Raw genomic sequence first — 24,679 nt, forward strand, 5'->3', positions numbered from 1 at the left:
ACTAATGAGAAAACTAACCGCGCTGTCCTTCCTCCGGAAGGATGTGAAGAGCTTTGTCTTGTATGGTCCGTTCTTCCTCTTGTTGTTGTTCCTGAATACAGCAACAGCACAGGATAATTCCGGACAGGAAATTTTGTCGAGACGAATAACATACGAAGCCAGTCATATGTCCCTTAGTAAAGTATTGAAAGACCTCCGGGAAAAGATGAAGGTACGATTCACCTATAATACAGAGGTGATAGGCCGGCAGCCGGAGGTTACCGTGAAGGTGACTAACGTAACGCTGGAAGCGTTGCTAAGGCAGATATTGAGTAATACCAGTCTTGGCTTCAGTGGCGTGATGGATGGTGTAGTGATTTACGAAACCGACAAGCGCAAGGTGCCTGGCAAAGAAGCGAGGATCATACAGGGCCGGGTTACTGATAAAATTGGTAACCCTTTGTCGGGTGTAAGTATCAAAGGGCTTACATCCAAAGAGATGACCATTACCCAGGGGGATGGAACTTTTTTGCTCATGCCCTGGGTGGATGAGCAGATCAGCCTGTCCCGTGTAGGTATGAAAACCATTACCTACAAAGTAGACAAAGAAGTAGGGGGAGCAATGGTGTTTAAGATGGACTCGGTAGTACAGGAAATAAAAGAGGTAATCGTAAATGGTTATCAGAAGATAGACCCACGTTTATTTACCGGTGCGGTGACGAAGTTAAGCGCTGCAGAAATCATGCAGCCAGGGATGCCTACCATCGATAAAATGTTGCAGGGAAAGGTACCAGGCCTGATGGTGATGAATACTTCCGGGGGCGTAAATGCCAAGGCTACCCTGCGTATCAGGGGAACATCCACTTTGTTGGGTAATGCATCGCCATTATGGGTGGTAGATGGCGTGATCCGCCCTGAGCCGGTAGACGTGTCCAACGCTTTACTCAATAACCTGATTGATGGGGCGGCAGCATCTAACTTTGAGCTGATGGGCAATGCTATCAGTGGGGTGAGTCCTTTTGATGTGGAAAGCATCACTTTCCTGAAAGATGCGGCGGCTACGTCTATCTATGGTACAAGAGCTGCCAATGGGGTGATTGTGGTGGCCACCAAAATAGGAAAGGCGGGTCCCATGCAGGTGAATTATAGTACAAATCTTTCTTTCCAGCAGCGTCCTGATTATAGCCATCTTAACCTCATGAACTCGAAACAGCGCGTGGAATTGTCTAAACAGCTGCAGGACGATGGCGTTATTTTTTCGGGGTTTTACACCGGATTTCCGGAAACAGTTTCTTACGAAGGACAGCTGCGTGCGTTGTATATGAGGCAGATTACAGAAGATCAGTTCAATAGTAATGTGGCTCAGATGGAAGCGCGTAATACAGACTGGTTCAAGGTATTATTCCGGAATCAGTTCAATATGCAGCATAACTTAAGCATCAGCGGAGGTGCAGGCAAAACTACTTACCGTGCTTCTATGGGATATGCAAATAATAGATCCAGCGCCATTGGTGATGGCAACAAAAAATATAATGCATTATTCAACTTACAGAGTCAGGTAGGAAAGAAACTGAACATATACCTTTCTATGAGTGGAGATTATATGGATGCCAACAGCTTTTACCCCACGGTGGCGCCAATGACCTATGCATTACAGACTAACCGGGGTTTTAATCCCAACGACTTTTATCCCATGGCGCGTGTATTCCAGGGTAGTGAGGTGGCTTCAGGCGGACATGATTTAAAGCCAATTGCTAATCCTCCGATTGTATTTAATATGTTGAACGACATGCAACATACGTTTAACGCCAGCAAAACACAGAACACCGTATTGTCCGTTCAGTTGGATTATAAACTGACCCAGGGACTCACCCTGCGTAACAAATCCAGCGCAGTGATAAACAGTACAGCGGGGCGGGTAGGGTACGACCAGCAGTCATACGCCGCAGCCCTGACTCGTGGATGGAACCTGGATTTTACGCCTACAGACATGCAGGTGGCCCTTTCACAGCTACCTGTTGGCGGCGTGGCAACGTTTAACAATCAGCGAATGGTGACGGTATCCACCACCAATACAATTGATTATAGTCTTGATTTGTTCAAAGGCCGTGACCTGTTCAATATTAGCCTGAACCAGGAGCTTATTTCCACTAAAATTGATGGGACTATCAGCAGGGAGGCCGGATATTTTCCGGACCGTGGAAAAACCTTTTACGCGTCTCCACTTGGGAGAGAAAGGATCAACAGCCAGGTAGAAGTAGACCAACGTAATAACAGTATGGGGGTTTTTGCGACTGCGGGTTATAACATGGCGGGGCGCTATACCTTGTATGGTACTATCAGGGCCGATGCTACCAATCGTTTCGGACAATACACGAAATCAAAATTTTTACCTAACTGGGATATCTCCGGACAGTGGAATGTATCTGCAGAGAAATGGTTCCCTACCAAAGGAATCAGCGCATTGCAGATCAAGTCGTCCTATGGCACACAAGGCAATGCTGTAACAGCGGTAGGGCCTAACCTGGTAGCAAGTTATATGAACGATAATGATAAGAACAGCCGTACGCTGTTGCCATATATGCAGATTAAATCGTTGCCCTATCCGGATCTCCGCTGGGAAAAAACCTATCAGTGGAATATCGGAACGCAGATAGGATTTTTTGATAACCGCCTAACAGCAGCCTTCGATTACTACATCAAACACTCCGTGGATTTGCTCGACAATGTAAGTATTCCCTATGAATACGGCAGGAACTCGATGTATAGAAACATAGGTGTAATTGATGGCCGGGGTTGGGAGCTGTCTGCCACCGTGATGGCCATCAGGAGAAAAAATACCACAGTTTCCCTTACCGCATCGGCCTCCAAAACGGAGAGTACACTGGCCAGTGCGGTAAGTCAACCTACTTACGCCTCCTTGTTTGATGGCTCCGGACATTTGCCTGGCCGTCCGGTAGGTGGTTTTTATTCTTACCAGTTTACTGGTTTGAACCATAAAAACGGGATGCCTTTGTTCGGTAAGATGGATCGGAAAGTGGTCACCTCCAATCCCGATGATATCCTGGTTTATTCCGGACAAAGCCTGCCTAAAATTTACATGAACCTGTCGCCCACGGTCCGTTATAAATCATTCTCTTTCACCAGTGCATTCTATCTTAGTTTAGGTAGTACCAAACGTTTGAACAGTCCGTTTGTGCTGGGGAGTAATTATAACTCTGTTCCTTCTCCGTATGCAAATGTACCTGTTTCCTATTTCGATCGCTGGCGCAAACCGGGAGACGAGCTGACAACAAATATTCCGGGTATCGTCAGTGATATTCCCACTAACATGTGGTTGGTGGTGCCTTACTTCAAGCAAGCCAGCTTAAGCAACACGGCAGGGGCGGCCATCAACATCAATCCTTATGCGGCTTACAATCTTTCTGATATCAGAACCATTCGCAATAATTATCTCCGTTGCAATATGATGGCGGTAAGCTATACGGTTCCAACAAAGTACCTGGTTGGGAAAGGCGTAAAGAATTTATCCGTTGGATTTAACGTGAACAATGTTTTCACGATTGCCAATCGTAAACTGAATGGGCAAGATCCGGAAGTAGGCGATGTAAATTCCGGCTACGGTGCTTTACCGCTGTCCAGAACTTATGCGTTCTCTCTCAGTGCTGCTTTATAATGTAACTATTCAAATTGCTGACATGAAAAAAATATTGCTCGTTATAACAGGTGCCTTGTGTATGATGTCCTGCAGGAAATTCCTGGCCGAATACTCTCAAACCGATCTGGTTCCTAAAACAGTGAGTGACTATGGCGAAATATTATATTCAGATGGATATCCTTCGATGACTGCTGCTATTCAAACATGGAGACTTCTTCTTGATGATGATATACAATGTTATGTGTCTCCCGTAAATGCCGGTACCGCCTCAGATATTATGGTACCAAGTGCCATCTACCAATGGCAGCCCGATTTTGTGGCGAAGAGCACAGGAGCAGGGTACGAGGAAGCAGAGCTGAACACCTGGGAAAAGTATTATCATTATATACTCGGTCCCAATGTGGTGTTGCAGTATATTGATGGTGCCCCGGGCTCCGCAGCAGAAAGAGACCAGTATAAAGGAGAGGCATATGCCTTGCGTGCATTTTATCATTTTATGCTGGTGAATATTTATGCAAAGCCATACAACGATTCTACTACCACGCCGGATAAAAGTCCGGGAATTCCCATCAGAATCAGCGGCAACCTCACAGATGTTCCGCTGCCAAGAAATTCGGTAAAAGAAGTATATGATCAGGTCTCCAAAGATATTGATAGTGCTATTTATTTCCTGGATAAAGGAAAGTCTAATGCATCACCTTATCGCATTTCTTTTGTCGCGGCACATTTGCTGGCCAGCAGAATTTATCTCTACATGGAGAAATGGGACAAAGTGATTGAGCATGCAGCGGTGGTGATGGCATACCATCCCCAGCTCATGAACCTGAATACCTGGGGTGATATAGATCCTATTAGCAAGCCGTATTTTGGTGCCAAAAATGTGGAGAGCATATTTACCTATAGCGGGCCGCCTGAATTTAGTCCCACAGGCATTGCGGCCGTCTATGACGTGTCAGCAGACCTGGCGGGTTGTTTCGCGGAAGATGATCTCCGGGCGCAGGTAGCTTTTTCAGCAACGCCTCCTTTCATGAAACCATTTATTGCCACGGATTATGCATCGAACAAAGCGCAGCCCTACAGCGGTGCAAAGGAAATGGGCATTTCCTGGCGCAGTGCGGAAGCATACCTCAACAGTGCAGAAGCATTTATCCAGCAATATAAAGCTACCGGCGATGCAGGTGCCGCTAACAAAGCATTGGCTAATCTCAACGCACTTCGCGTCACCAGGATGGACCAGGCCTCTTACCAACCCTGGACCATACGCCCTGCCGATACCCTGCTTCAGATGTGCCGTACCGAACGGAGAAGGGAACTGTTCATGGAAGAAAATCATCGCTGGATGGATCTTCGCCGTTACGGGATGCCATCCATCAAGCACATCTTTATGCCTGATCCGGCTACCACACAGGTGTTCCGGCTGAAGGCGCATGATCCTTCCTATGTAGTGCCCATTCCGGATGCGGTAATTTCCCGCAACACGTCATTGGTGCAAAATCCTTTGTTTAGCGGTACCAGGATGCCTCAATAAAATTTCCAATTGTAAAACATCAGTGATGAGAATATATTTTCTGATAGCCACACTCATAATATTAGCGGCCTGCCATAAAGAAGCGAGCATCACACCAGATCCTACGCCACCGCCAATGTATGAATTGCCGCAGGGCAATCATAGTTATGATGATACCATCGTTGCTTTTCATAAACAATATGGTAGCTACATACTATATAAATTTACACAACGCGATTTCAATTATAACTATATCGACAAAAGGACAGATACGGCCTATATGGGAGATCCTGCTTATATTTCGCCGGCATTGATATTTCTTCAGCAACAAGTGTTCCATGGTTATTCGGAAGCGTTCTTACAAAAAACAATGCCATTAAAGATATTGCTGGCCAGCCGTATAGTAGATACCCTCGGTAGGTTGAAAGACGGCGCATCTACCAGTAGCATGCTGGCTTTCGGTTGTACCAATAGTACGCTGCAAACGAAAACGGCCGCAGAGTTGAAGCAATTGCGTGCAGAAACCCACCGGACTTACATGGAACGGGCTTATCGCGCGGGCGCTTTGGTGATACCCGACGATTTTTTGACTACCGCCCCAACGGCCTATGGCAGCATCAACGATGTAAATAAATATGCATCCGGCGTCGTTGAATTCGTTGGACAAAGACCACAGCTGAATGTGGCTACCGACTATCTGGGATATATTCAAATGATTACAGGTAATTCCTATACAGCGCTCACGTCGCCAGGGCAGCCACTGAACCCGGCTGTTGATGTGAAAGGATTGGTTAGGAAGCGGTATAATATCATCCTTAATTATTTTACAAATTATTACGGTACCGATTTGCAGGCGATTGGTAATCTTCCTTAAAGTATTTTTCCATTCTATTATACATGCAGTGATACCTCCTTTTCAGGAGGTATCTTTTTTTTATTATTTTTTCCCCCTGCATCACCCTTTTGAGGACCACCGTTGTCTTTTATATAGAAATGCCTTCATTAATTATCAGCCTTAATTAAAAAGCGTATGAAAGTTTGCCAGGGAACAAAAATCCTGCTGTTGGCCGCAGCTACAGCCCTCACAGGATCTTGTGTGATAGCGCAGTCACGTGCATCCATACCATTACCCACGGGAATGCCGGTACAGTCATCTTTACCGGTTATACCACCCATGATGGAAGTGAGCCAGCCCGGTTATCGTGGCACCGCCATTGCGTCTGCATTTAAAAAAATAAAGAAAGATCATTTCAGCTATCAGGGAGTAACCGATGCATATAGCCAGCAGGTTTGGGAGAAATTTATTCATCTGCTGGATCCCGGCAATGATATTTTTTTACAGGAAGATATTCACCAGTTAGCTGCCTATAAAAATCAGATTGATGACGAAGTAAACGTAGGATCCAGTGCTTTCTTTGACGCTGTTTATGCCATTTACAGCAAGCGCATCAGGGAAGCAGAAAGTATCTGTACGCGTATCCTGCAGCAGCCATTCAATATGCAGCAAAGGGAATCAGTAGAAGTGGCCTGGAATAAAAACTGGCCATTCCCGGCTAATGAACAGACCCGTGAAGATTTGTGGCGCCGCAATCTCAAGTACTATACTTTGCGTCGTTACATGGAAGCAGATACCGTTGCTACGCAAAAAACTAAAGCATTCAACCCTGCCATTGAAGCCCAATCACGGGAAAGCGTTCGTAAATGGTATGCAGAATACTTCCGTCAATGCACGTCAAAAGACGCTATGAAAGAGAAGTTCGCGCAATACATGTCCACAATGGTGGGAGAAATAGACCCACATTCCTCGTTTGCTGCGCCGGATGATCGCAGCTACCAGGAAAGGCTCACCAAGCGTTATTATGGTCTTGGCATCGAGCTGGGTACCAAAGAAGCGGACTTCATTGTGAAAAGAATGATGCCAGGCGGTACCGCGTATAAAAGCGGAGAAGTGAAAGAGAATGATATGGTAGTAGCTATCATGGATAGTCATGGCGAAATGGTACCCGTGAATGGCATGGATGCTGCTCATGTTACCGCCATGATCCGAGGTGATAAAGGCTCTTCTGTTACCCTGAAATTGCAGCAGCCGGGTGAACAGGTGAGAACCGTTACCCTGAAAAGAGATGAAGTACTGGATACCGAAAACAGGGCAAAGAGTGCACTGATTGAAAGGAATGGCAAAAAATACGGCTACATTTATCTGCCCAATTTTTACGTTGATCCAACCGGAACAGGCCTTAGAGGTTGTGCCGGCGATGTGTGGACAGAAATAGAAAAGCTGAAGGAAAATGAAATAGATGGTATCATCATGGACCTTCGCGGCAACCCTGGCGGTGCCCTCCATGAAGTAGTGCGGATGTGTGCCGGCTTTGTACCTTCCAGCCCCGTTTCCTGGTTACGTTCCAGGGATAGCCTGCAGCGATATACTTCTCCCGCTATGTCACCACTGTATGATGGTCCGCTTACCGTAATGGTAGATGAAAGCAGTGCGTCTGCTTCAGAAATATTCTCTGCTGCCATGCAGGATTTGGGCCGTGGTATTATCATTGGTACCAGTTCTACCTTTGGCAAAGGCACCGCACAATCCGGCTTCGCCCTGGGTAAATCCGGCGATGCTGCTAAAAATATACCAGATACCGCCTATGGCACGCTGAACCTCACCCTGCAAAAATTCTATCGTATCAGCGGCACCGCTACACAATTGAATGGCGTTACACCGGATATTATCCTGCAAAAAAGAATGTCGCTGGAATCCATTATGGAGAAGGATTACAGCGCTGCATTACCTAATGATACCATGAAATTGCTGCCTTTTGAAAGAGTGAAAAGCAACTACAATTTTACGAAAGTAATCCAGTTGGCGAATGCACGCATCAAAGCCACACCAGCGCTAATGGATATCGACAATAATATGGCGCAGCTAAAGTGGCTCCGTAGTAAAGTAATGCCACTCCAGCTGGAAGACTTCAGAAAGGAATATAGCGCATTACAGCGCTGCGAAAAGCTTATTCAGCAAAACAAATTACTACCTGTAGGTCATACGTTGCAGGTGCTGCCCGCGCTGCCACGCAGTGTTAATCCTGCCACGCTTCAAACCACACCCGGAGACGAATTACGCAGCAAAGCCTGGTTAGAAAAACTCAGCAAGGATATTTATTTGGATCAAACAGTATCCGTACTGGATGATATGTTGGCCAATCAGTTATAGACACTTAAAATCACTTAAAGCATAGCATTATGATTAAAAAATTGCTTGTATTTCTCTTTTGTGCCGGCAGCTTGCAGGCACTGGCGCAGGAACAACCCATCACTTTCAAGAATGACAATAAAAAAGTAGCCAGGATTACCGCAAAAATTGACAAGCTGCCGAATGATACCATGGTATACCTGTATGAGCCCTACTCCGGCGATATAGACAGCGCACGTATCAAGAACCATGGTTTCAACATCAATATGCCGATGGCTAAAGGCGGCAGCATGTATCTGTTGATCATCGGCACCTCTTATACCCCCAACCGTGCAAACGTGATGTATGTGGAAGAAGGAGATATGAAGATTACCGGGAAAGGCGATGGCCTCACCGGTGCTAAGTTCACCGGTTCTTCCTGGGTAAAGGAAAATGAAGAAGTGATGGATATGGTGGATAACGGGAAAGGAATAGGTAAGGAACTGGAAAACCTGCAACAGGCTTATGCTGCCGCAGTAAAGCTGGGAGATGAAGATATGGCGGATTCTCTTGCCCGGAAAAGTATGGTATTGGATAGCGCCCTGCATCAAAAACTGGTAAAGTGGATTAAAACCAATCCCAACTCCGGTCTTACAGGCTATCTGTTGACCTGCTATATCAAAAGCGATAAAGAAAGAGAGGCCCTTTACGAAGGCCTCGGTGAACATGCAAAGGCATCCCGCATTCTGATGCGCTATAAACATCCGGGTAAAGTAGATACGGCTCCGGTAAGCCTCGGCCTGGGTGAAGGTACCCCGGCCAACGCCTCGAAACGTCCTAAGGTAGGCGCTGATGCACCCGTATTTACCCTCGCCGACGTGAATGGTAAACAAGTATCCCTGGCTGATTTTAAGGGTAAATATGTACTGATAGACTTCTGGGCCAGCTGGTGTGGCCCCTGCAAAGGCCAGATTCCTTTTCTGAAAGCAGCCAATGAAAAGTATAAAAGCAAAAACTTTGTACTCCTCGGCGTTTCCCTCGATTCCAAAAAAGACGCATGGATAAAAGCTATCGATAAAGAACAATTGAACTGGCTCCATGTATCTGGTCTGAAAGGTTGGGGAGACCCTGCCGCCACACTATATGGTGTTACAGCTATCCCATCCAACATACTGATAGATCCCAACGGTAAAGTGGTAGCCATGGATCTTATGGATGATCAGCTCGAGCAAAAATTATCCGCTACGATACTATAAGAAAACTATTCCTGCAACACTGTACAACGGCCCCGCGCTTGCTGTGTGGGGCCGTTGTATCACAACATGGCTGTTATGAAAAGGCAATTATTAAACATAGCGCTCCTGTTACTCTTACCCCTACTGAGCATTGCAGAAGAGGGGTTTGTGATCAAGGGAAAGGTAACCGGGGTTATCAGTGGTGCCGTGGAGATCACGCAGTTTGTTCATCTTACTGCAGATGAAAAGAATCCCGAAGTACCACCGAAAGTGCGCATCATCAACGGGGAATTCATTTACGCAGGTAAGCTGGAGCACCCGGCGCTGGTGCAGATAAAAGTAAGCACCAGGTCGATGCAGGTATACCTGGAAAATACTAATTACACACTGGATTGTAGCCTTGACTCGTTGTCCGGTGCACAACTGAAAGGCGGTAAATTGAATGATGACTGGCAACAATTCCTGGCAATGAACCTCCCTTCATTGAAGTATATCCCATTGCATCCCAACAGTGAAGTGGCCGCTTACCTGGCACTGCGGGATCATACCGGCACGCTGGAAGGAGCCACTGCGGCCCGCGCCCTGTTGAATCAGGAAGCTTTGAATACCTGGTCCGGCCTGCGACTGGAAGCTGTCATCGCTAAATTAACAAAAGCCAGTGCCGGCAATGCTTTCCCAGACCTGGCAATGATAGATGCCAAAGGATCCCCTTTTTCTGTAAAAAGCTTCGCAGGCAAAATAGTGGTATTCGATTTCTGGGCCAGCTGGTGTTCGCCCTGCCGTGCATACATCCCTACCCTGCGGGAGCACTATAAGAAATACAAAGCCAAGGGCGTGCAATTTGTGAGCATTTCAGTAGACGACGACAAAGACAAATGGCATAAAGCCATGAAAGAGCTGAAAATGGAATGGACCCAAACGCTCGCAGCCGGCGGATTTCAGGATGGAAAGGGCGTGAAAGAGGCATTGCATATCTTCTATATTCCTCACGTGATTGTGATGGGGAAAGATGGAAAAATCGCCGCCTCGCTCGACTACTCCAAAAAAGATCAATTGGAAAAAATACTCGGGGAATTGTTATAGCTTTTAGCTGTTAGCTTTTAGCAAATGCAGCGAAAATAAACATAACATGTCCTTCGCTGCATTTGCTAAAAGCTAAAAGCTAACGGCTAAAAGCTAAAAGCTAACCGTCACCCCATCTACCAACAACCTGTTTCCTTCCCTGCTCACTTTACCGCCTGCGGGTGTGAATACCAGTACCGCCGGGCTATGTGCCGGCAATACCAGCTCATACGACTGCTTCACTTTGCGTGCAATGAACTGCTGGGTAATCGTGTTGTAGATATCTACTGGTTGATTACCTGCATTTACCGTTACCTTTTTTTCTTCCGGGTAAGGATTATAGTAGAGATAAGAAGGGTAGGCCTTTTCCCTGAAAAAATCGGTGGCCAGCAAATTCAGTTGTAATATACCTGGTACAACAGTAGTGCGGATAATACTTCCGAAGATGCCTGCATGCCCGCTGCCATATACACTGAATTGGGACACATCTGGATTTCCTTTGGCCCATTGTGGTCCGTCGCCCTGTGCTACCGGGGCTTTGAGGTGTGCATACTGCGGGTAAGACGACGTATGAATAATACCCTCGTAGCCGATTACACCTTTGGTAATAGCGGCTTTTTCGGGGATGGTTTCATGATCATCCGGCATGTACTGGGTGTAAAAGAAACGGGCGGCGTTGCTGGCATTCAGCATCCATTTACCAACAGCGGCAGCATAGGAGGGATCATAACGTACCATGGCTACGAGTGGCCAGGCGGCATCAAAGGTATTCATGAGAAAACCGTATCCACCCCTGTCTGTGGTGCTGCCTACAATACCAGAGATATCAATACCATTCCAGTTGCCCACCAGCACTCCCCAACCCAGGCGGCATTCGGGGTTGCCGTTAAATGTCCATTCCATAAATTTTTGTACATCAAACTGCTTGCCTTGTTCGGCATTCAGCCTGGCAGCCATATAAGCGCCAAAAGGCATCAATACTTCGTAATTGGTGTTATGTGGCTGTTGCTCCAATGTTTGCAGTGCTTTGATGGCGTGTTGCAGGTAGCGCGGATCACCAAACTTTTTGTATGCAGCATATAATACGTACGCATGACCTGCCGCGGCGTCCTGTTGCTTACAAATCCAATTGTCTTTGGGTTGCAGTTGTGCATAGTCGAAAAAAGAATGATCATAGTTGCCATTCAGCACAGAATCTGCTGCACAGAATTTTTCCGCGATGCGACGTGCCAGCGTATCAAAACCCGGTGTATTGGGATACTGATCGTAGATGCCATAAAAAAGTACGTTTGGATATACATCATACCACCAGTCACGGCCATAGCCGCCACCCAGCTGTGCTACTTCCGGACAGGTATTATTCATCATGATATCCCAACCGGTTTCGCGGTTGAAATAATTTTTTAGCATGGCCACGTAGTTGAGATCGCCCTGCCTGCTTTTGTCGACACCCACCAAGGTTGCTCCCAGCGTGGCGCCCATAGTAGCCAGCGCTTCATGAAAAATCCCTTTATTATGCTGAGGACCTTGCCGTTGGTCATCCATGGCAGTATAAAGACCTACTACCGGCTGATCAAAATTATGCCGGCTGCTGTCCCACCATACCAGTGGCCAGTGCGGACCGGTAGTATTAAAGTTATAAGCGGTGCTGTCGAACTGCCGGGCCAGGGTGTACCAGTCAATGATTTGCAGTGGTTGCGGCACATCGGCCATGGAATCCAGTCGGAGCAGGTGGCGCTGTGTTACCGGTGTGGGAGGTGTCGTTGTTTTACAGGCCATCCACATTAAGCAAAGCGCAATACCCGTTGTTATTAGTTTTACCATGCTGTATACAATTTATATCACTATCGTGTTTTTTTCAGCAATTTCTTTTATCAACGCTTTCCCTTCTTTAATAATAGTTTTGCCTACTACAATAGAAAGCAGTTGTAATACGGCAATAATGATGATGGCATAACGAAGCGCTACTTCTGTGGAAAAGTAATATGCCAGGAAAATAAAGGTACCGGCGCCCAGGAAGCGGCCTGCATAGAGTCCTATTTCATGATTGAGAATATAAGCGTATTCATTGCGTTTTTCTTTTTTTGAAAGAATGTCAATCACACTGAACTGAATTGGAAAATAGGCCATGTCCAGTAATGGTTTGGCGAGCAATAGGAACAACATAAAAATCACCACACCGGTAGCATTGTAAAAGGCGCCGTTGAAAATGGCGGCCAGTGCAAAACAAATAAGTCCTCCTGCAAAAATGGTGATGCGGTGTTCTGGCTTAGCGGCCCTGCCTATAATATACATCAATACCGCGGCAATGATGGCGCCCACCGATTGGGCAGTGCCTAATGCGCCTTCTTTTCCCAGCAGTAACATGATCAGCATCGCTGGTGCAGTTACGAGGTATCCCTGCGCCAGTCCTTTCAGGGAGGCCAACACCAATAGTTTACGCCAATAGGGATGGAAGCGCAGGTACAGGAATGTTTTTTTATCCGGGTTCTGGAAATGCCCCCGGAAGCATACAATGGACGCCAGTACGGTAATCACAAACACCAGCCCCGTAATGATGCGGTAGGCGTTGTTAACAAAGGTTTCCCCCCCCGATTCTATAAACCAGCCAATGCAAATAGGTATTATTACGGCGATGATGGTATAAAAAAATGTTTCCAGGCCATAGTAATAATTGCGGTTCTGATCATTGGTGATGGATAACGCCAGGTAGTCGCGGTTGGCCCAGTAAAAGCCGAACGACATGCCCATAATAATACCTGCTATCCCAATACCGGTGAGGTCAAGCGTTTTCAGCGACATCATCACGATCATAGATACCCCACTCAGCAGCATGCCGGCGGAATACAATGTTTTAATATGGAAGCGGTTCAGTAAAAAACCGTTTAATAAAAATGTCAGTGGAATGCCAGTGTAAATCGTTAACTGGTAGATCACTACTTTCGTAGGGTCGTTGGAGTTACGCATCACATAGGCAGCCACGAAGATGTCAATGACGGGTAGCACCAGTGCATAAATCATGTTGGTGAGTACCAGTATACGGAAGTCGTGTGGCTGCTGGTTAAAATGTTTTATTTCTGCAGAAAGATTCCGGAGCATAAGCGGTTAACTTTTTAAGGATGAAAGTATGTCCCGGACAGAAAGCCGGGCAGCGCATACTACTTCGTCGGCAGCGCCATAATAAATAGTGAGTGTATCGTCTTTCACAATATGCCCGTTGGTAAAAACTACCTGGCCAAAAAAGCCGGTGAGTTCGTAGGGGGCTTCCGGTATCATGATCGGATCTTCACTGCGGGCCAGCACTTTAGCGGGATCGTTCAGGTCCAGCAGAATAGCGCCTAGTCCGTACTGATGATGAGCGTTGGCGCCGTGGTATATTTCCAGCCATCCGGCAGCTGTTTTAATAGGGGCTGCACCTGCGCCCACCCGGGCGCTGTCCCAATAGCCGGGGCGGGTACGGACCAGGCATTGATGTTTACCCCAATGTTCTCCATCGGGTGATTGTGCCAGCCAGATGTAGTTGCCACCAAGATCTACGCTGCTGGGGCGGTGCAGCGCATAGTATTTCCCGTTTATTTTTTCATCAAATAGGGTGCAGTCCTTATTATGTGGCGGAATGATCATGGAGGGTTCCGAAAATGCTTTCCAGTCGCGCGTAGTACGCATGCCTACGCCTACCCCGTTTGATGATACGGCCGTGAAAGTGAGATAATAAACGTCGTTTATTTTTGTTACCCGGCAATCTTCCAGCCCAAAGGCTTCCAGTGGTCCTTCTCCATGTAGCTGGGGATAGCCTTCCGGTTCGTGGAAGTGAATACCGTCTTCGCTGCAAAACAGCCGGAGATGGGAGAGGGTGGTCAGGTAATCGTCACCTTTGTAACGTAGTACCCGCGGGTCGGTGGCGTCGAGGTGGGGATCATTTTTTAAGATCTCTATAATAGTGATTCCGCCGTTCTGTAATACGGGGAAAGAAATGATATCCAGCTGTTGTTGTGGCCTTTCTGCTACGCGGATGATGAGCCATATTTTGTTGTCGTATTCAAAAACGCCCGGATTCAGCAAACAGGCCACTTCCAGGCCCGGCCTGCTGGGCTGCACATCTGCGGGTGTTAGCAATGGATTTTCCGCAAAGCGGTGGATGGTGACTGGTTTCATGTGAAGATGCTTAAGGTACTTGTTTGTTGTTTGCAGTGCTGCGGACAACAAACAAGTTTCCGTGTTCAGTAAAGCGGGTTAATAGCCGGTGTTTTGCGTAAGTTTTAATAAGTCTGCTTCCCGTTGAGGAATAGGTAATAGCTTATTAAAAGGTTGCCAGCCGTTACCATGGTCCTTGTATCCTTTCAGGGGATAGGCATCAGGAGCTTTGGCAAGTACGGTCTGTGCGAGATTCCATCTCACCAGGTCATAATAACGATGGCCTTCCATGGCCAGTTCTACGCGTCTTTCATGCTGAATGGCGGAAAGGAGCGCTGCTTTATCGTTGGTGGTAACGGCGGGTAAATTGGTTGCCGGGTTAATTGCGTACTTGCGTGCCCGTGCCCGTATCCTTTCGAGGTCGGTGCGTGCTTCCGGCAATGCGCCCAGGTTGGCGTGACATTCAGCTTTCCACAGTATCACATCTCCCAAACGGATATATACAAAGTCAACACCGCCATCATCGATGGGGTTTACATTACTCATAAACTTGCGCATATTAAAACCGGTAACAGGTGACCATGCGGGATCATAGTTACTGCCATCGAGGTATTTGTCGCCTGCCTGGAAAAGGGTGGCGCCCCTGCGCGGATCACCGGTTTCAAAGGCATCTACCAGGTCTTTTGTGGGAATTTCAAAGCCCCAGCCTTTTCCCTGTGGCGCAAATACGGCATTCAGCACAGATCCCTGGGAAGGAACTTTGCCGGCATCATGACGGGCCGCAAAAATGATCTCACCGCTTTTTTCTCCCACGCCGTTAAAATTATCTTCATAATGATCCAGCAACTGGTAATTACCTTTTTCTACTTCAGCTACCTGGTTCAAACAATCCTGCCAACGCTGCCGGTACAGGTAGGTTTTAGCCAGCAACGCATGTGCGGCGCCGGTAGTAGCCCGTTGGTAGTTATCGGCATCGTAACTGGGCGGCAGCCTACTGAGGGCCTGTGTAAGGTCACTTTCTATCTGTTCATATACCTGGGCTACGGGCGTACGCACGGTGTTGTCCGTCATCTTTTTTTCCGGTACCAGCAAAGGAATATCGCCGAAGTTGAGCACTAACCGGAAGTAATAGAAGGCGCGCAGGAAATAGGCTTCGCCCTTCATCCGTTTCAGCAACGCCGGATCAAGCCCGGGAACGTTGGCGCCATCCTGTGCCAGTAGCGTGTTACAGGCATCCACGCCTTTGTAGTTAAAACGCCAGATACCCAGCACATTATTGTTTTCAGGGAAGATGCTGAAGGTCTGCATCCGTCGCATATCTTCCTGGTCGCCCAAACTACCACCGCCTTTTACGGCATCATCACTCATCAGGTCGCCTATTACCCAGTCGCGCGGTATACTGCTGCCGTCGTCCCAGCCCCAGTCGCCGCGGAAACGGTTGGTCAGCGGCAGGTAAGCAGCATCCGTCGCCATCACAAAATCATTGGCTTCTGTAAATACATTCCCCCCGGTTAGTTTCCCCTGTGGATTTTTTTCCAGCTGCTTGGTACAAGCGATCATACTAACGGCAACGGATATAATAACAATTAGTTTTTTCATGGTGTGTTGATTTTAATGAATGGCATTCCTAGAAACCGAACTGTATCCCGAAAGTATAGGTCCGGGAAGGCGGATAAGTACCCATGTCAATACCCACGGCCATATCGCCGTAGTTGGCGAGGTTCTCGTTGGTATACAATTCCGGATCCATGCCACCATATTTAGTGATGGTAAACAGGTTTTGTGCGCTGGCGTAGATGCGTGCATTGCTAAAGCCGATACGTTTCAGCAGCACAGGCGACAAGGTATATCCCAGCATCACGTTTTTAAGCCGCAGGTAGCTGCCATTTTCCACATAGCGGTCGGAGGTGCGGCGGTTGTTGTTGGGATCCAGGAAGGTGGCCCTGGGCGTTTTATTGCTAGTGCCTTCGCCGTGCCAACGTTCTTTATAGAAATCTTCTTTATTATTAAATCCTCTTCCATCGAAGCTGTTAATGATATTATCTACTTCATTGTAGATCTGGTTGCCCTGTACACCATTGAAGAACAGCGAGAGGTCAAATTGTTTGTAGCTGATACCTGCATTCAGGCTGTAGAGCAGTTTAGGGTTAGGATTGCCGATAATAGTCCGGTCTGCATCATCCACCTTCCCATCGTTATTGTAGTCAACAAAACGGATGTCGCCGGGTTGGGCATTGGGCTGGTATAATTCTCCTTTGCTGTTTTTATAGTTGGCAACGTCCTGCGCGTTCTGGAAAATGCCATTGGTTTTGTAACCGTAGAAAGAGCTGATAGGCTGGCCTTCCCGCAGGATTACACGACCGGAGCCGGCAGAAAAGATTTGCTCGCGACCTTTGTATAACGACACTACCTTGTTACGCAGGGTGGTAACGTTAGCGGTTATATTAAAAGAGAGATCTTTCTGCAGGGACTGTTTGTAGGCAGCGGTAATTTCAAGTCCTTTATTACTCATTTTAGCGCCGTTCACATACGGTGGCGCTGCATCCCCATTGGTATAGGAAGAAGGCAACTGTATGAGGATATCAGAAGATTGTTTATTAAAGTAGTCCACACTCAGCGTCAGGGCGCCTTTCAGAAAACCTGCATCCACACCGATATTAGATTGGGTGGTGGTTTCCCATTTTACATCGGGGTTACCGCGACTGATCACCTGTAAAATATTATTGGTGGTAGAGTAGATGGTGGCAAATGGATAGAGGCCAATATCCTGGTTGCCCAGTTGTCCCCAGCCACCGCGGATTTTGAGGTCACTCAGCCAGGTGATGTCTTTCATAAAGTTTTCATGCGCAATGTTCCATCCGGCGGAGAAAGAAGGGAAATAACCCCAGCGGTGATCTGCGCCAAAACGGGAGGAGGCATCCGTACGCATGTTGGCGTTGAGCATGTATTTGTTATCGTAGGCATAGGTAACCCTGCCGAAGTACGACATCAATCCCCATTCTTCCAGGTTGCCGCCATTAAATTGCTGACCGGAGCCATAGTCGAGGTAGCGCAGGCTGGGAGAGGCATCGGCGCGGTTATCGTAGCCGTTGCGGGAGGCAGAGAGATAATCTACCTTGGAAGAAATATATTCAGTGCCCAGTGTTACACCTACATTATGCTTTTCGTTGAAGAGGTGATTATAACTGAGCACATTGGTCCAGTTATAAGTAGTATAGCGATTGCGGTATTTATCGAGTCCTTTGTCTTTATCCTGCATTAATGTGCGGTCGCCGGGTATTTGTCCGCTGTATTGCTGTTGTTCAGTGACAAAGAAATCGGTACCCAGATCGGTGCGCAGTTTAAAATCTTTCAGGAAGTATGCTTCGGCAAACACATTACCCAGCAGGCGGTATTTGCTCATGGTGCGGGTGCGGTAATCGGCGATGGCCAGTGGGTTTTTTCCATCTCCATATAACAAAGCATTTTTATAGAGACCGGCAGGCGGCAGGTCGGTATAGAAACCGGTTTTATCATCATAGAGCGGAATGGCGTTAGGCCGGATCAATGCATAGCGAACTACGCCCGGCAGGCTGCCAGGGCGGGCGCCATCGCCGGAGGCGCCTATTTCCTGGGTACGGTCGTAGGTGAGGTTCATGTTTTCTCCTACGCGCAGCCAGCTTTTTACTTCACTGCTTACATTAGAGCGGAGTCCATATCGTTTGAAGTTGGAGTTTACGATGGTACCATCCTGGTTAACCACGTTCCCTGCCAGGTAGTAGCGGGTTTTATCGGAGCCGCCTGAAAAGGCCAGGTTATATCGTTGGGTGAGGGCCTGGCGGAAGATTGCGTTCAGCCAGTTGGTGTTGGGCAATTTGGAAGGGTCGTCCTGGTTGCGGGTGGTAGCGCCGTCGTTGGTAAACGCCTCATTTTGCAGTTCAATAAACTGGCTGGTGCTGAGCATACGCGGCAGCCCGCTGGCATTGGCGATGCCATAGGCGATGTCGAGATTGATTTCGTTTTTACCGGCTTGTCCTGTTTTAGTGGTCACCAGTATAACGCCGTTGGCCGCACGGGAGCCATAAATGGCTGCTGCTGCGGCATCCTTGAGTACTTCAATAGAGGCGATGTCGTTGGGAGAAATGGTATTCAGCCCGCTATTCATGGGTACACCGTCAATAATATAGAGCGGGTTACTGCTTTGGCTGAGGGAGCCTATACCCCTGATGCGTACCACGGCTTCCGTACCGGGGGCGCCGGTGGGGGAGGTCACAGAAACGCCGGAAGCTTGTCCCTGCAGGGCTGTGCTGAGATCTACGGCCTGTGTTTTAGCCAGGCTTTTCCCGTCTATAGAGGAGATGGCGCCCGTTACCTGGCTTCTTCGTTGCGTGCCATAGCCGATGACTACCACATCTTTCAGGGCTACTTCATCTCTTTGCAGGGTCACATCAAGGGGGCCGCTGCCGGAGTAGGGAACTGTTTGGGTGAGAAATCCCATAAAAGAGAATTGCAGAGTAACAGGGCCATTGCCACTGAGGGTAATGCTGTAACTGCCGTCCACCCCTGAAACAGCCCCATTTTTGGTATTAGACTGTATCACGGTCACGCCGGGGAGGGCGCCACCTTGTGCATCGCTTACACGGCCGCTTACTTTAACCTGGGCATAGGTAGCCCCGCTAAGTAACAGCAGCAGTATGGCAGCTGACATTAGTTGTGTCCAGTTTTTCATTCGTAAGAATTTAAAGGTTCCGTGAACCGGTTTTAAAAATGTATTTAACGTTGGATTTGAATGGAATTTACAGGTGGTGCATCTCCTGTTTTTTCATACGTTGAATTAATTTTTTGATTGATTTTGATGAGCTAAAGATAGGCGTAAGGAACAGGAAGGGACTGTACTATAGTTGCAAAGGACTGTACAGTTGTAGGGATTTTAGGTTATTATTTATTGATAATCAATATATTGCATAATGTGTCTTACTACACCATGGTTTGTTGTTCGCGGTATTCGTTGGGAGAACATTGATACATCTTTTTAAACTCACGGAAGAAATAGGATTGGTTATTAAAACCGGTTTTATAAAAAATTTCGGCTACGGTGAGTTGGGTTTTTACCAGGAGTTGTGCGGCTTGTTTTAACCGGATATAACGGATGAATTCTGCCGGTGTCATATTGGTGAGTGTTTTCAGTTTCCGGTATAACTGCATTTTGCTGAGGAGCAGGTGTTTTTCCAATGCTTCAGCGTTGAGTCCTTCTTCATCTATCCGTTCTTCAATTACCTGTACCAGTTCCTGCAGGAATTGTTTATCGGCGTCTGGCATACCGGTTTCATCGAGTTGTCCCAGCGGGTGGTCTCTCTTGAAAATTTCGTGCAGGCGTTGGCGATACTCCAGCAGTTTGCGTACCCTTACCTGTAAATGAGTGGCATGAAAGGGTTTGGGGAGATAGGCATCTGCGCCGGCTTCGTACCCTTCTGTTTGCTGGTCGATGGTGCCGCGGGCCGACAAGATAATAAAAGGAATATGGCAGGTACTGGCCGCATTTTTCACTTTGTCGCACAGTTCCAGGCCGTTCATATCGGGCATCATGATATCGCTGATGATCAGGTCGGGCAGGGTTTGGCGGATCAGTTCCAGCGCTTCGTTGCCATTACCGGCTTCATAAATAATATAGTGATCGGCCAACAGGTCTTTTAATAATTGCCGGATGGCGTATTCATCTTCCACTAACAAAATACTTTTTTTACCCGCTTCCTGCACGCTCTGGATACGGGATAACTTGTTAGGATCTATTATGGACGGTGCCTGTGGCAGCAGCTGCGCTGTAATAGACTGCAACAGGTAAGAAGGAACGGGATTGGCTGGCGCTGTTTGTTGTGCCGGCGAAGAAAGAGGGAGCTGTACATAAAAGGCCACGCCTTTGTTTTCATTCACTGCGCGGATGCTGCCCTGGAGCAAGTGTACCATTTGTTGGGTGAAAGCCAGTCCGATACCGGTGCCAAACTTTCCATGTGTGGCGGTGGCGGTACTGAAAAAACGGGTAAAGAGGTTTTCCAGTTGGGTAGCCGGGATGTGAGTACCAGAATTATATACATAGAGGTCCAGGCAGTTGTGTGTTTGATGGGCGCGGAACAGGATGGTTTCTCCGCGGCTGGTATATTTACAGGCATTGCTCAGCAGGTTAAACAGGATTTTCTCCAGTTTATCTTTATCCATAGCGGCTATCATGGCTGGTGCAATATCGGTTTCAAAGCGCAGTGCTTTTTGCTGGCACATGGGTTTGAATAAAGCGGCAATATTTTCCAGCAGGGCGGAAATATGCAGCGGAGCGTATTCGTTTTCCAGGAAGCCGGCTTCGGCCCTTCTGAACTCAAGGAGTTGTTGCACCAGGTAGGTCAGCCGGGAAGCATGCTGATGTACAAGTGCCTGGTGATAAGGATCGCCGGGTTGCTCGCGGCTGCGTTCTGCTGCACCTACAATTAACGTAAGGGGTGTTTGCAGTTCGTGTGCAATGTTGGTGAAAAAGCGAAGTTGTTCTTCGTGTACTTCTTCTTCTTTTTTACGCAACAGGTGTTCCATCTCCAGCTGGTGTTTCATTTCCAGCTTATTTTTCCGGTATAGCCAGAATGCAGTACCGGCGCCGCCTGCCAGCAACAGGTACAACAAGAAGGCCGGCCAGGTGAGCCAGAAATATTGTTGTATGGTAAGTGTCAGCAGTACGCTGGGTGGCGTCCATACACCTTCTCCATTACTCCATTTTACTTTTAGTGTATACTTGCCCGGGGGAACATTGCTATAGGCGATCCGGCCGTTACCGCCCATGTATTGCCAGGTTTTATCGTAGCCTTCCAGCAGCCAGGCGTACTCACATTTTTCTGCATGCAGAAAACTTACTGCCTTGCCCTGCAATTCGAAAAAGTTATCGCGTCTTGCCAGCGTATAGGCGGTGGCGTTATATTGCCCTGGCTGCAATACCAGTAGTCCGTTCTCGTTTGTTTTACCGGCCAGTTGTAGTCCTGATATCAGCAGGTTGGGGTATACGCGGCGTTCCTGTATATTGGTGGAAATAAAATAATTGAAGCCATAGATGCCGCCAAAATAAAGGCGGCCGCCGGGATCTTTCCACACGGCGCCATCGCTGAATTCGTTGCTTTGTAATCCATCGGCCTCCTGGAAATGTGATATCTCTGTAGTTGCGGGATTGATGCGCGCCAATCCTTTATTGGTGCTTACCCATATGAGTCCGTCGTTATCCTGTGTAATAGCATGAATGGTATTGTTAGGCAGGCCGTTACCGGTATTGTACCGGGTAAATGCCGGCCTGGCCTGATGGATATCTTTCTCTGCCAGGCAATTCAATCCATAACTGGTACCTATCCATAGCCGTTGTTGGGTATCGCGGTAAAGTGCCAGTACATCATTATGTGACAGGCCACCGTCATAACTAAAGGCTTTAAACAACTGGAATTTCTGCCGGCTTTTATTGAACAGGTTGAGTCCACCGTAGCGGCAGCCTATCCACAGGGAGTTGTCAGGCCCGGGTGCCAGCGAATAAATGATATCGTTGGCAGGGCCGCTGTTGCTGCCGTTGAAAGTATATTGCCGGAAAGCGGTAACTGCCAATGCAGCTCCCTGCCGCTGAATACGAAGGTGTATGAGCCCATATCCGCTGGTACCCAGCCAGAGGGAACTGTCGGTGTCTGGTAATATGGCATATACAGAGCCAAATACAGGCACTTTATTACTACCGGTTACCGCTTGCCAGGAAATGAAATGTTTATGCAGCTGGTCATAAATAGCGAGTCCTTTGGCATCTGTGCCTATAAAGATCATGCTATCCATGCCGGGAGCAAGGGCAAAAACGGAATTATCATCCAGTTCTGTTGAAAACAGCTGCTGACGGGAGGTGGCGGGTTGCCGGATAAAGTTGGTTAAGGAGATAATGCCACTACCTTTAGTGCCCACCCAAAGGTCGTTGCCATTGGCGCAGAAGGCTCGTATGGGCTTATTAAAAGCGGCGCCGCCGGTATTGCGGTTTACGGTACCAAAATATTTTGTTTGCGGATATATTTTAATGATGCCATTGCCATCGGTACCGCACCACAGCACCTGTTCATGGCTGGTAGTCCAGGATGTGATTTTCATGTCCTGTAGTTGCCGGGTGGCTTCCGGAAAAAGATGCGTAGGTTGGAACTGTGCGTTGTACTCTCCGAATCCCTGTGTGGTCCAGGCCAGCAGGTAATGTTGATTATAGATGGTCATGGCATTTACGGCATGCGGGAGCTGCGTTTGCAGTTGTGCCTGGTGCGTGCCGGGTGATACGGCCATCAGTTCATGCGTGGTAGTGGTAAAGAAAATCCTGCCATTCACGGCAAACAGGGCCTGTACATTTGTGTAACGTTGTAACAGGGGCCATTGTGCCTGCCAGTCGGCATATATTTCCAGGCTGCCATCGCTGCGGAGTACCCACAGGTGGTTGGCGCCGTCGAATACGGCTTTGCTGATGCGGCTATTACCCGCGGGAAGGGGGCAAACTGTGAAGGAATCTGCTGCTGCGTTGTAGCGTGTAAGGCCTTCCTGTAGGCTCAGGCAGTACAGCTGTCCGGCAGTATCGGCCATGAGCCGGTATTCCTGTTCACTGATACGACTGTGTTGCTGGCGGCTGTAAAAGTAATGATAAAATTTTCCGCTTCGTTTGTCATACCGGGATACGCCTTCGATGGTACTGAGCCAGATATGTCGCCGGCTGTCTTCCAATACCTGGAGTACTACGTTGTTACCGATGCTGTGCAGCGGGTTATCTTTACTATAGTTAAATATGTGGAATGCGGTGCCATCGTACATATTCAGCCCATCCCAGGTAGCGGCCCATAGTAGCTGATCGGAATCCAGGAACAGGGCGTTAACGGCACTGTTGGAAAGCCCGTTGCGGTTATCCAGTTGTTGGGTATAGTAAGATGCTGTATCACCCGCCGAAGCAGCGGATGCACAGGAGAATAGACAGATCAGCAGGGTACAGATCAGGAACAATCGCTTCATAACGTGCTGGTTTACGATGGCATGGCCGTCGCCATCCGTTAAGGTACTAAATTTTTGTGTGGGAGGGAGGAGGGAATGTATGAATGGAGCGGGCGCCGCGCTTAAATTATCGGTACTAAATTCGTATCTTCTCCATACTTACAGTTCTGGCAGTAATATGCAGACCGGCATTCCTCTACGATGACCAATACGTATTACAAAAAAATCCTCAAAAACTTGCAATAATGAAAATTGGTGTAATTGGCTCCGGCGAAGTTGGCCAAACGCTTGGAACCGCATTTTTAACGGAAGGGCACAATGTAATGCTGGGTACCCGCCACCTTGAAAAAGACACTGTACAGGCATGGAAGAATAAAAATCCTAAAGGACAAACAGGCACCTTTGAAGCGGCTGCGCAATTTGGTGAATTATTGATTCTTTGTGTAGCCGGTGGTGTTGCGGAATCGGCAGTAGCACAAGCTGGTGTTGCCAACTTCTCTGGTAAAGTGGTGATTGATACAACCAACCCGATTGAGGGGCCACCACCGGAAAATGGGGTGCTGAAATTTTTTACAGCGCAAAATAGTTCACTGATGGAAAAGATCCAGGAGATTATCCCCAAGGCCCATGTGGTAAAAGCATTTAACAGCGTAGGGAATACGTTGATGTATAAACCGCAGCTACCCGGTGGTATACCTACTATGTTTATTTGTGGCAACGATGCTGCTGCCAAAACAACCGTAACGGGGATACTAACGGATTTTGGCTGGGAAACGGAAGATATGGGGGTAGCAGCGGCTGCCAGGGCAATAGAGCCGCTTTGTATGTTATGGTGTATCCCCGGTTTTTTGCATAATAGCTGGAGTCATGCGTTTAAGTTGTTGAAGTCGTAGGTTTATTACCGGATGATTCACTCCTCATATTATGATTCTATTAGCATTTTA

Annotated in this window: 13 protein-coding genes; 7 read left to right on the forward strand and 6 right to left on the reverse strand. The window is 47.8% G+C overall.

Annotated elements, in window-relative coordinates:
* Positions 1–4: 4 nt before the first annotated feature.
* From AC5ZC7_RS05440 to AC5ZC7_RS05465, 6 genes are all read left to right on the forward strand, one after another.
* Positions 5–3,655: a SusC/RagA family TonB-linked outer membrane protein gene (locus tag AC5ZC7_RS05440; protein WP_496160607.1), complete on the forward strand. Its 3,651-nt coding sequence runs from the start codon at positions 5–7 to the stop codon at positions 3,653–3,655.
* A gap of 22 nt (positions 3,656–3,677) precedes the next feature.
* On the forward strand, positions 3,678–5,165 hold the full coding sequence (locus AC5ZC7_RS05445) for a RagB/SusD family nutrient uptake outer membrane protein (protein ID WP_496160606.1): 1,488 nt from the start codon (positions 3,678–3,680) through the stop codon (positions 5,163–5,165).
* A 25-nt stretch (positions 5,166–5,190) separates the two neighbouring features.
* Positions 5,191–6,018 carry a hypothetical protein gene (locus AC5ZC7_RS05450; RefSeq protein WP_496160605.1) on the forward strand — a complete coding sequence of 276 codons (828 nt, stop codon included), beginning with the start codon at positions 5,191–5,193 and terminating at the stop codon, positions 6,016–6,018.
* 156 nt (positions 6,019–6,174) lie between these two features.
* A complete protein-coding gene (locus tag AC5ZC7_RS05455) occupies positions 6,175–8,352 on the forward strand; it encodes a carboxy terminal-processing peptidase (RefSeq protein WP_496160604.1) in 2,178 nt (725 codons plus the stop codon).
* Positions 8,353–8,381: 29 nt separating this feature from the next.
* The gene (locus AC5ZC7_RS05460; protein WP_496160603.1) at positions 8,382–9,566 is read left to right on the forward strand and encodes a redoxin domain-containing protein; all 1,185 of its coding nucleotides are present in this window, start codon (positions 8,382–8,384) and stop codon (positions 9,564–9,566) included.
* A gap of 75 nt (positions 9,567–9,641) precedes the next feature.
* Entirely contained in the window at positions 9,642–10,628 is a 987-nt protein-coding gene (locus AC5ZC7_RS05465) for a redoxin family protein (protein ID WP_496160602.1), read from the forward strand.
* A gap of 93 nt (positions 10,629–10,721) precedes the next feature.
* Here the strand turns inward: AC5ZC7_RS05465 and AC5ZC7_RS05470 are convergent, their stop codons facing one another.
* The 6 genes from AC5ZC7_RS05470 to AC5ZC7_RS05495 all read right to left on the reverse strand — a co-directional run bounded on the left by AC5ZC7_RS05470 (position 10,722) and on the right by AC5ZC7_RS05495 (position 23,756).
* A complete protein-coding gene (locus AC5ZC7_RS05470) occupies positions 10,722–12,431 on the reverse strand; it encodes a hypothetical protein (RefSeq protein ID WP_496160601.1) in 1,710 nt (569 codons plus the stop codon).
* Between the two features lie 12 nt (positions 12,432–12,443).
* A complete protein-coding gene (locus AC5ZC7_RS05475; protein ID WP_496160600.1) occupies positions 12,444–13,706 on the reverse strand; it encodes an MFS transporter in 1,263 nt (420 codons plus the stop codon).
* 6 nt (positions 13,707–13,712) lie between these two features.
* Complete coding sequence (locus AC5ZC7_RS05480; RefSeq protein WP_496160599.1) at positions 13,713–14,762, reverse strand: glycoside hydrolase family 130 protein; 1,050 nt, start codon at positions 14,760–14,762, stop codon at positions 13,713–13,715.
* 78 nt (positions 14,763–14,840) lie between these two features.
* On the reverse strand, positions 14,841–16,340 hold the full coding sequence (locus AC5ZC7_RS05485) for a RagB/SusD family nutrient uptake outer membrane protein (protein ID WP_496160598.1): 1,500 nt from the start codon (positions 16,338–16,340) through the stop codon (positions 14,841–14,843).
* Positions 16,341–16,368: 28 nt separating this feature from the next.
* Positions 16,369–19,449 carry a SusC/RagA family TonB-linked outer membrane protein gene (locus AC5ZC7_RS05490; protein WP_496160597.1) on the reverse strand — a complete coding sequence of 1,027 codons (3,081 nt, stop codon included), beginning with the start codon at positions 19,447–19,449 and terminating at the stop codon, positions 16,369–16,371.
* A 248-nt stretch (positions 19,450–19,697) separates the two neighbouring features.
* On the reverse strand, positions 19,698–23,756 hold the full coding sequence (locus tag AC5ZC7_RS05495; RefSeq protein ID WP_496160596.1) for a two-component regulator propeller domain-containing protein: 4,059 nt from the start codon (positions 23,754–23,756) through the stop codon (positions 19,698–19,700).
* Between the two features lie 224 nt (positions 23,757–23,980).
* Here AC5ZC7_RS05495 and AC5ZC7_RS05500 point away from each other — a divergent pair, with 224 nt between their 5' ends.
* The gene (locus tag AC5ZC7_RS05500; protein WP_496160595.1) at positions 23,981–24,628 is read left to right on the forward strand and encodes an NAD(P)-binding domain-containing protein; all 648 of its coding nucleotides are present in this window, start codon (positions 23,981–23,983) and stop codon (positions 24,626–24,628) included.
* The last annotated feature ends 51 nt before the right edge of the window (positions 24,629–24,679 follow it).

The sequence above is a fragment of the Chitinophaga sp. 9-1-y genome, from assembly GCF_059511905.2.

Coding starts and splice junctions, on each gene's coding strand:
- AC5ZC7_RS05440 (WP_496160607.1), top strand. CDS start 5: ATGAGAAAACTAACCGCGCTGTCCTTCCTCCGGAAGGATGTGAAGAGC.
- AC5ZC7_RS05445 (WP_496160606.1), top strand. CDS start 3,678: ATGAAAAAAATATTGCTCGTTATAACAGGTGCCTTGTGTATGATGTCC.
- AC5ZC7_RS05450 (WP_496160605.1), top strand. CDS start 5,191: ATGAGAATATATTTTCTGATAGCCACACTCATAATATTAGCGGCCTGC.
- AC5ZC7_RS05455 (WP_496160604.1), top strand. CDS start 6,175: ATGAAAGTTTGCCAGGGAACAAAAATCCTGCTGTTGGCCGCAGCTACA.
- AC5ZC7_RS05460 (WP_496160603.1), top strand. CDS start 8,382: ATGATTAAAAAATTGCTTGTATTTCTCTTTTGTGCCGGCAGCTTGCAG.
- AC5ZC7_RS05465 (WP_496160602.1), top strand. CDS start 9,642: ATGAAAAGGCAATTATTAAACATAGCGCTCCTGTTACTCTTACCCCTA.
- AC5ZC7_RS05470 (WP_496160601.1), bottom strand. CDS start 12,431: ATGGTAAAACTAATAACAACGGGTATTGCGCTTTGCTTAATGTGGATG.
- AC5ZC7_RS05475 (WP_496160600.1), bottom strand. CDS start 13,706: ATGCTCCGGAATCTTTCTGCAGAAATAAAACATTTTAACCAGCAGCCA.
- AC5ZC7_RS05480 (WP_496160599.1), bottom strand. CDS start 14,762: ATGAAACCAGTCACCATCCACCGCTTTGCGGAAAATCCATTGCTAACA.
- AC5ZC7_RS05485 (WP_496160598.1), bottom strand. CDS start 16,340: ATGAAAAAACTAATTGTTATTATATCCGTTGCCGTTAGTATGATCGCT.
- AC5ZC7_RS05490 (WP_496160597.1), bottom strand. CDS start 19,449: ATGAAAAACTGGACACAACTAATGTCAGCTGCCATACTGCTGCTGTTA.
- AC5ZC7_RS05495 (WP_496160596.1), bottom strand. CDS start 23,756: ATGAAGCGATTGTTCCTGATCTGTACCCTGCTGATCTGTCTATTCTCC.
- AC5ZC7_RS05500 (WP_496160595.1), top strand. CDS start 23,981: ATGAAAATTGGTGTAATTGGCTCCGGCGAAGTTGGCCAAACGCTTGGA.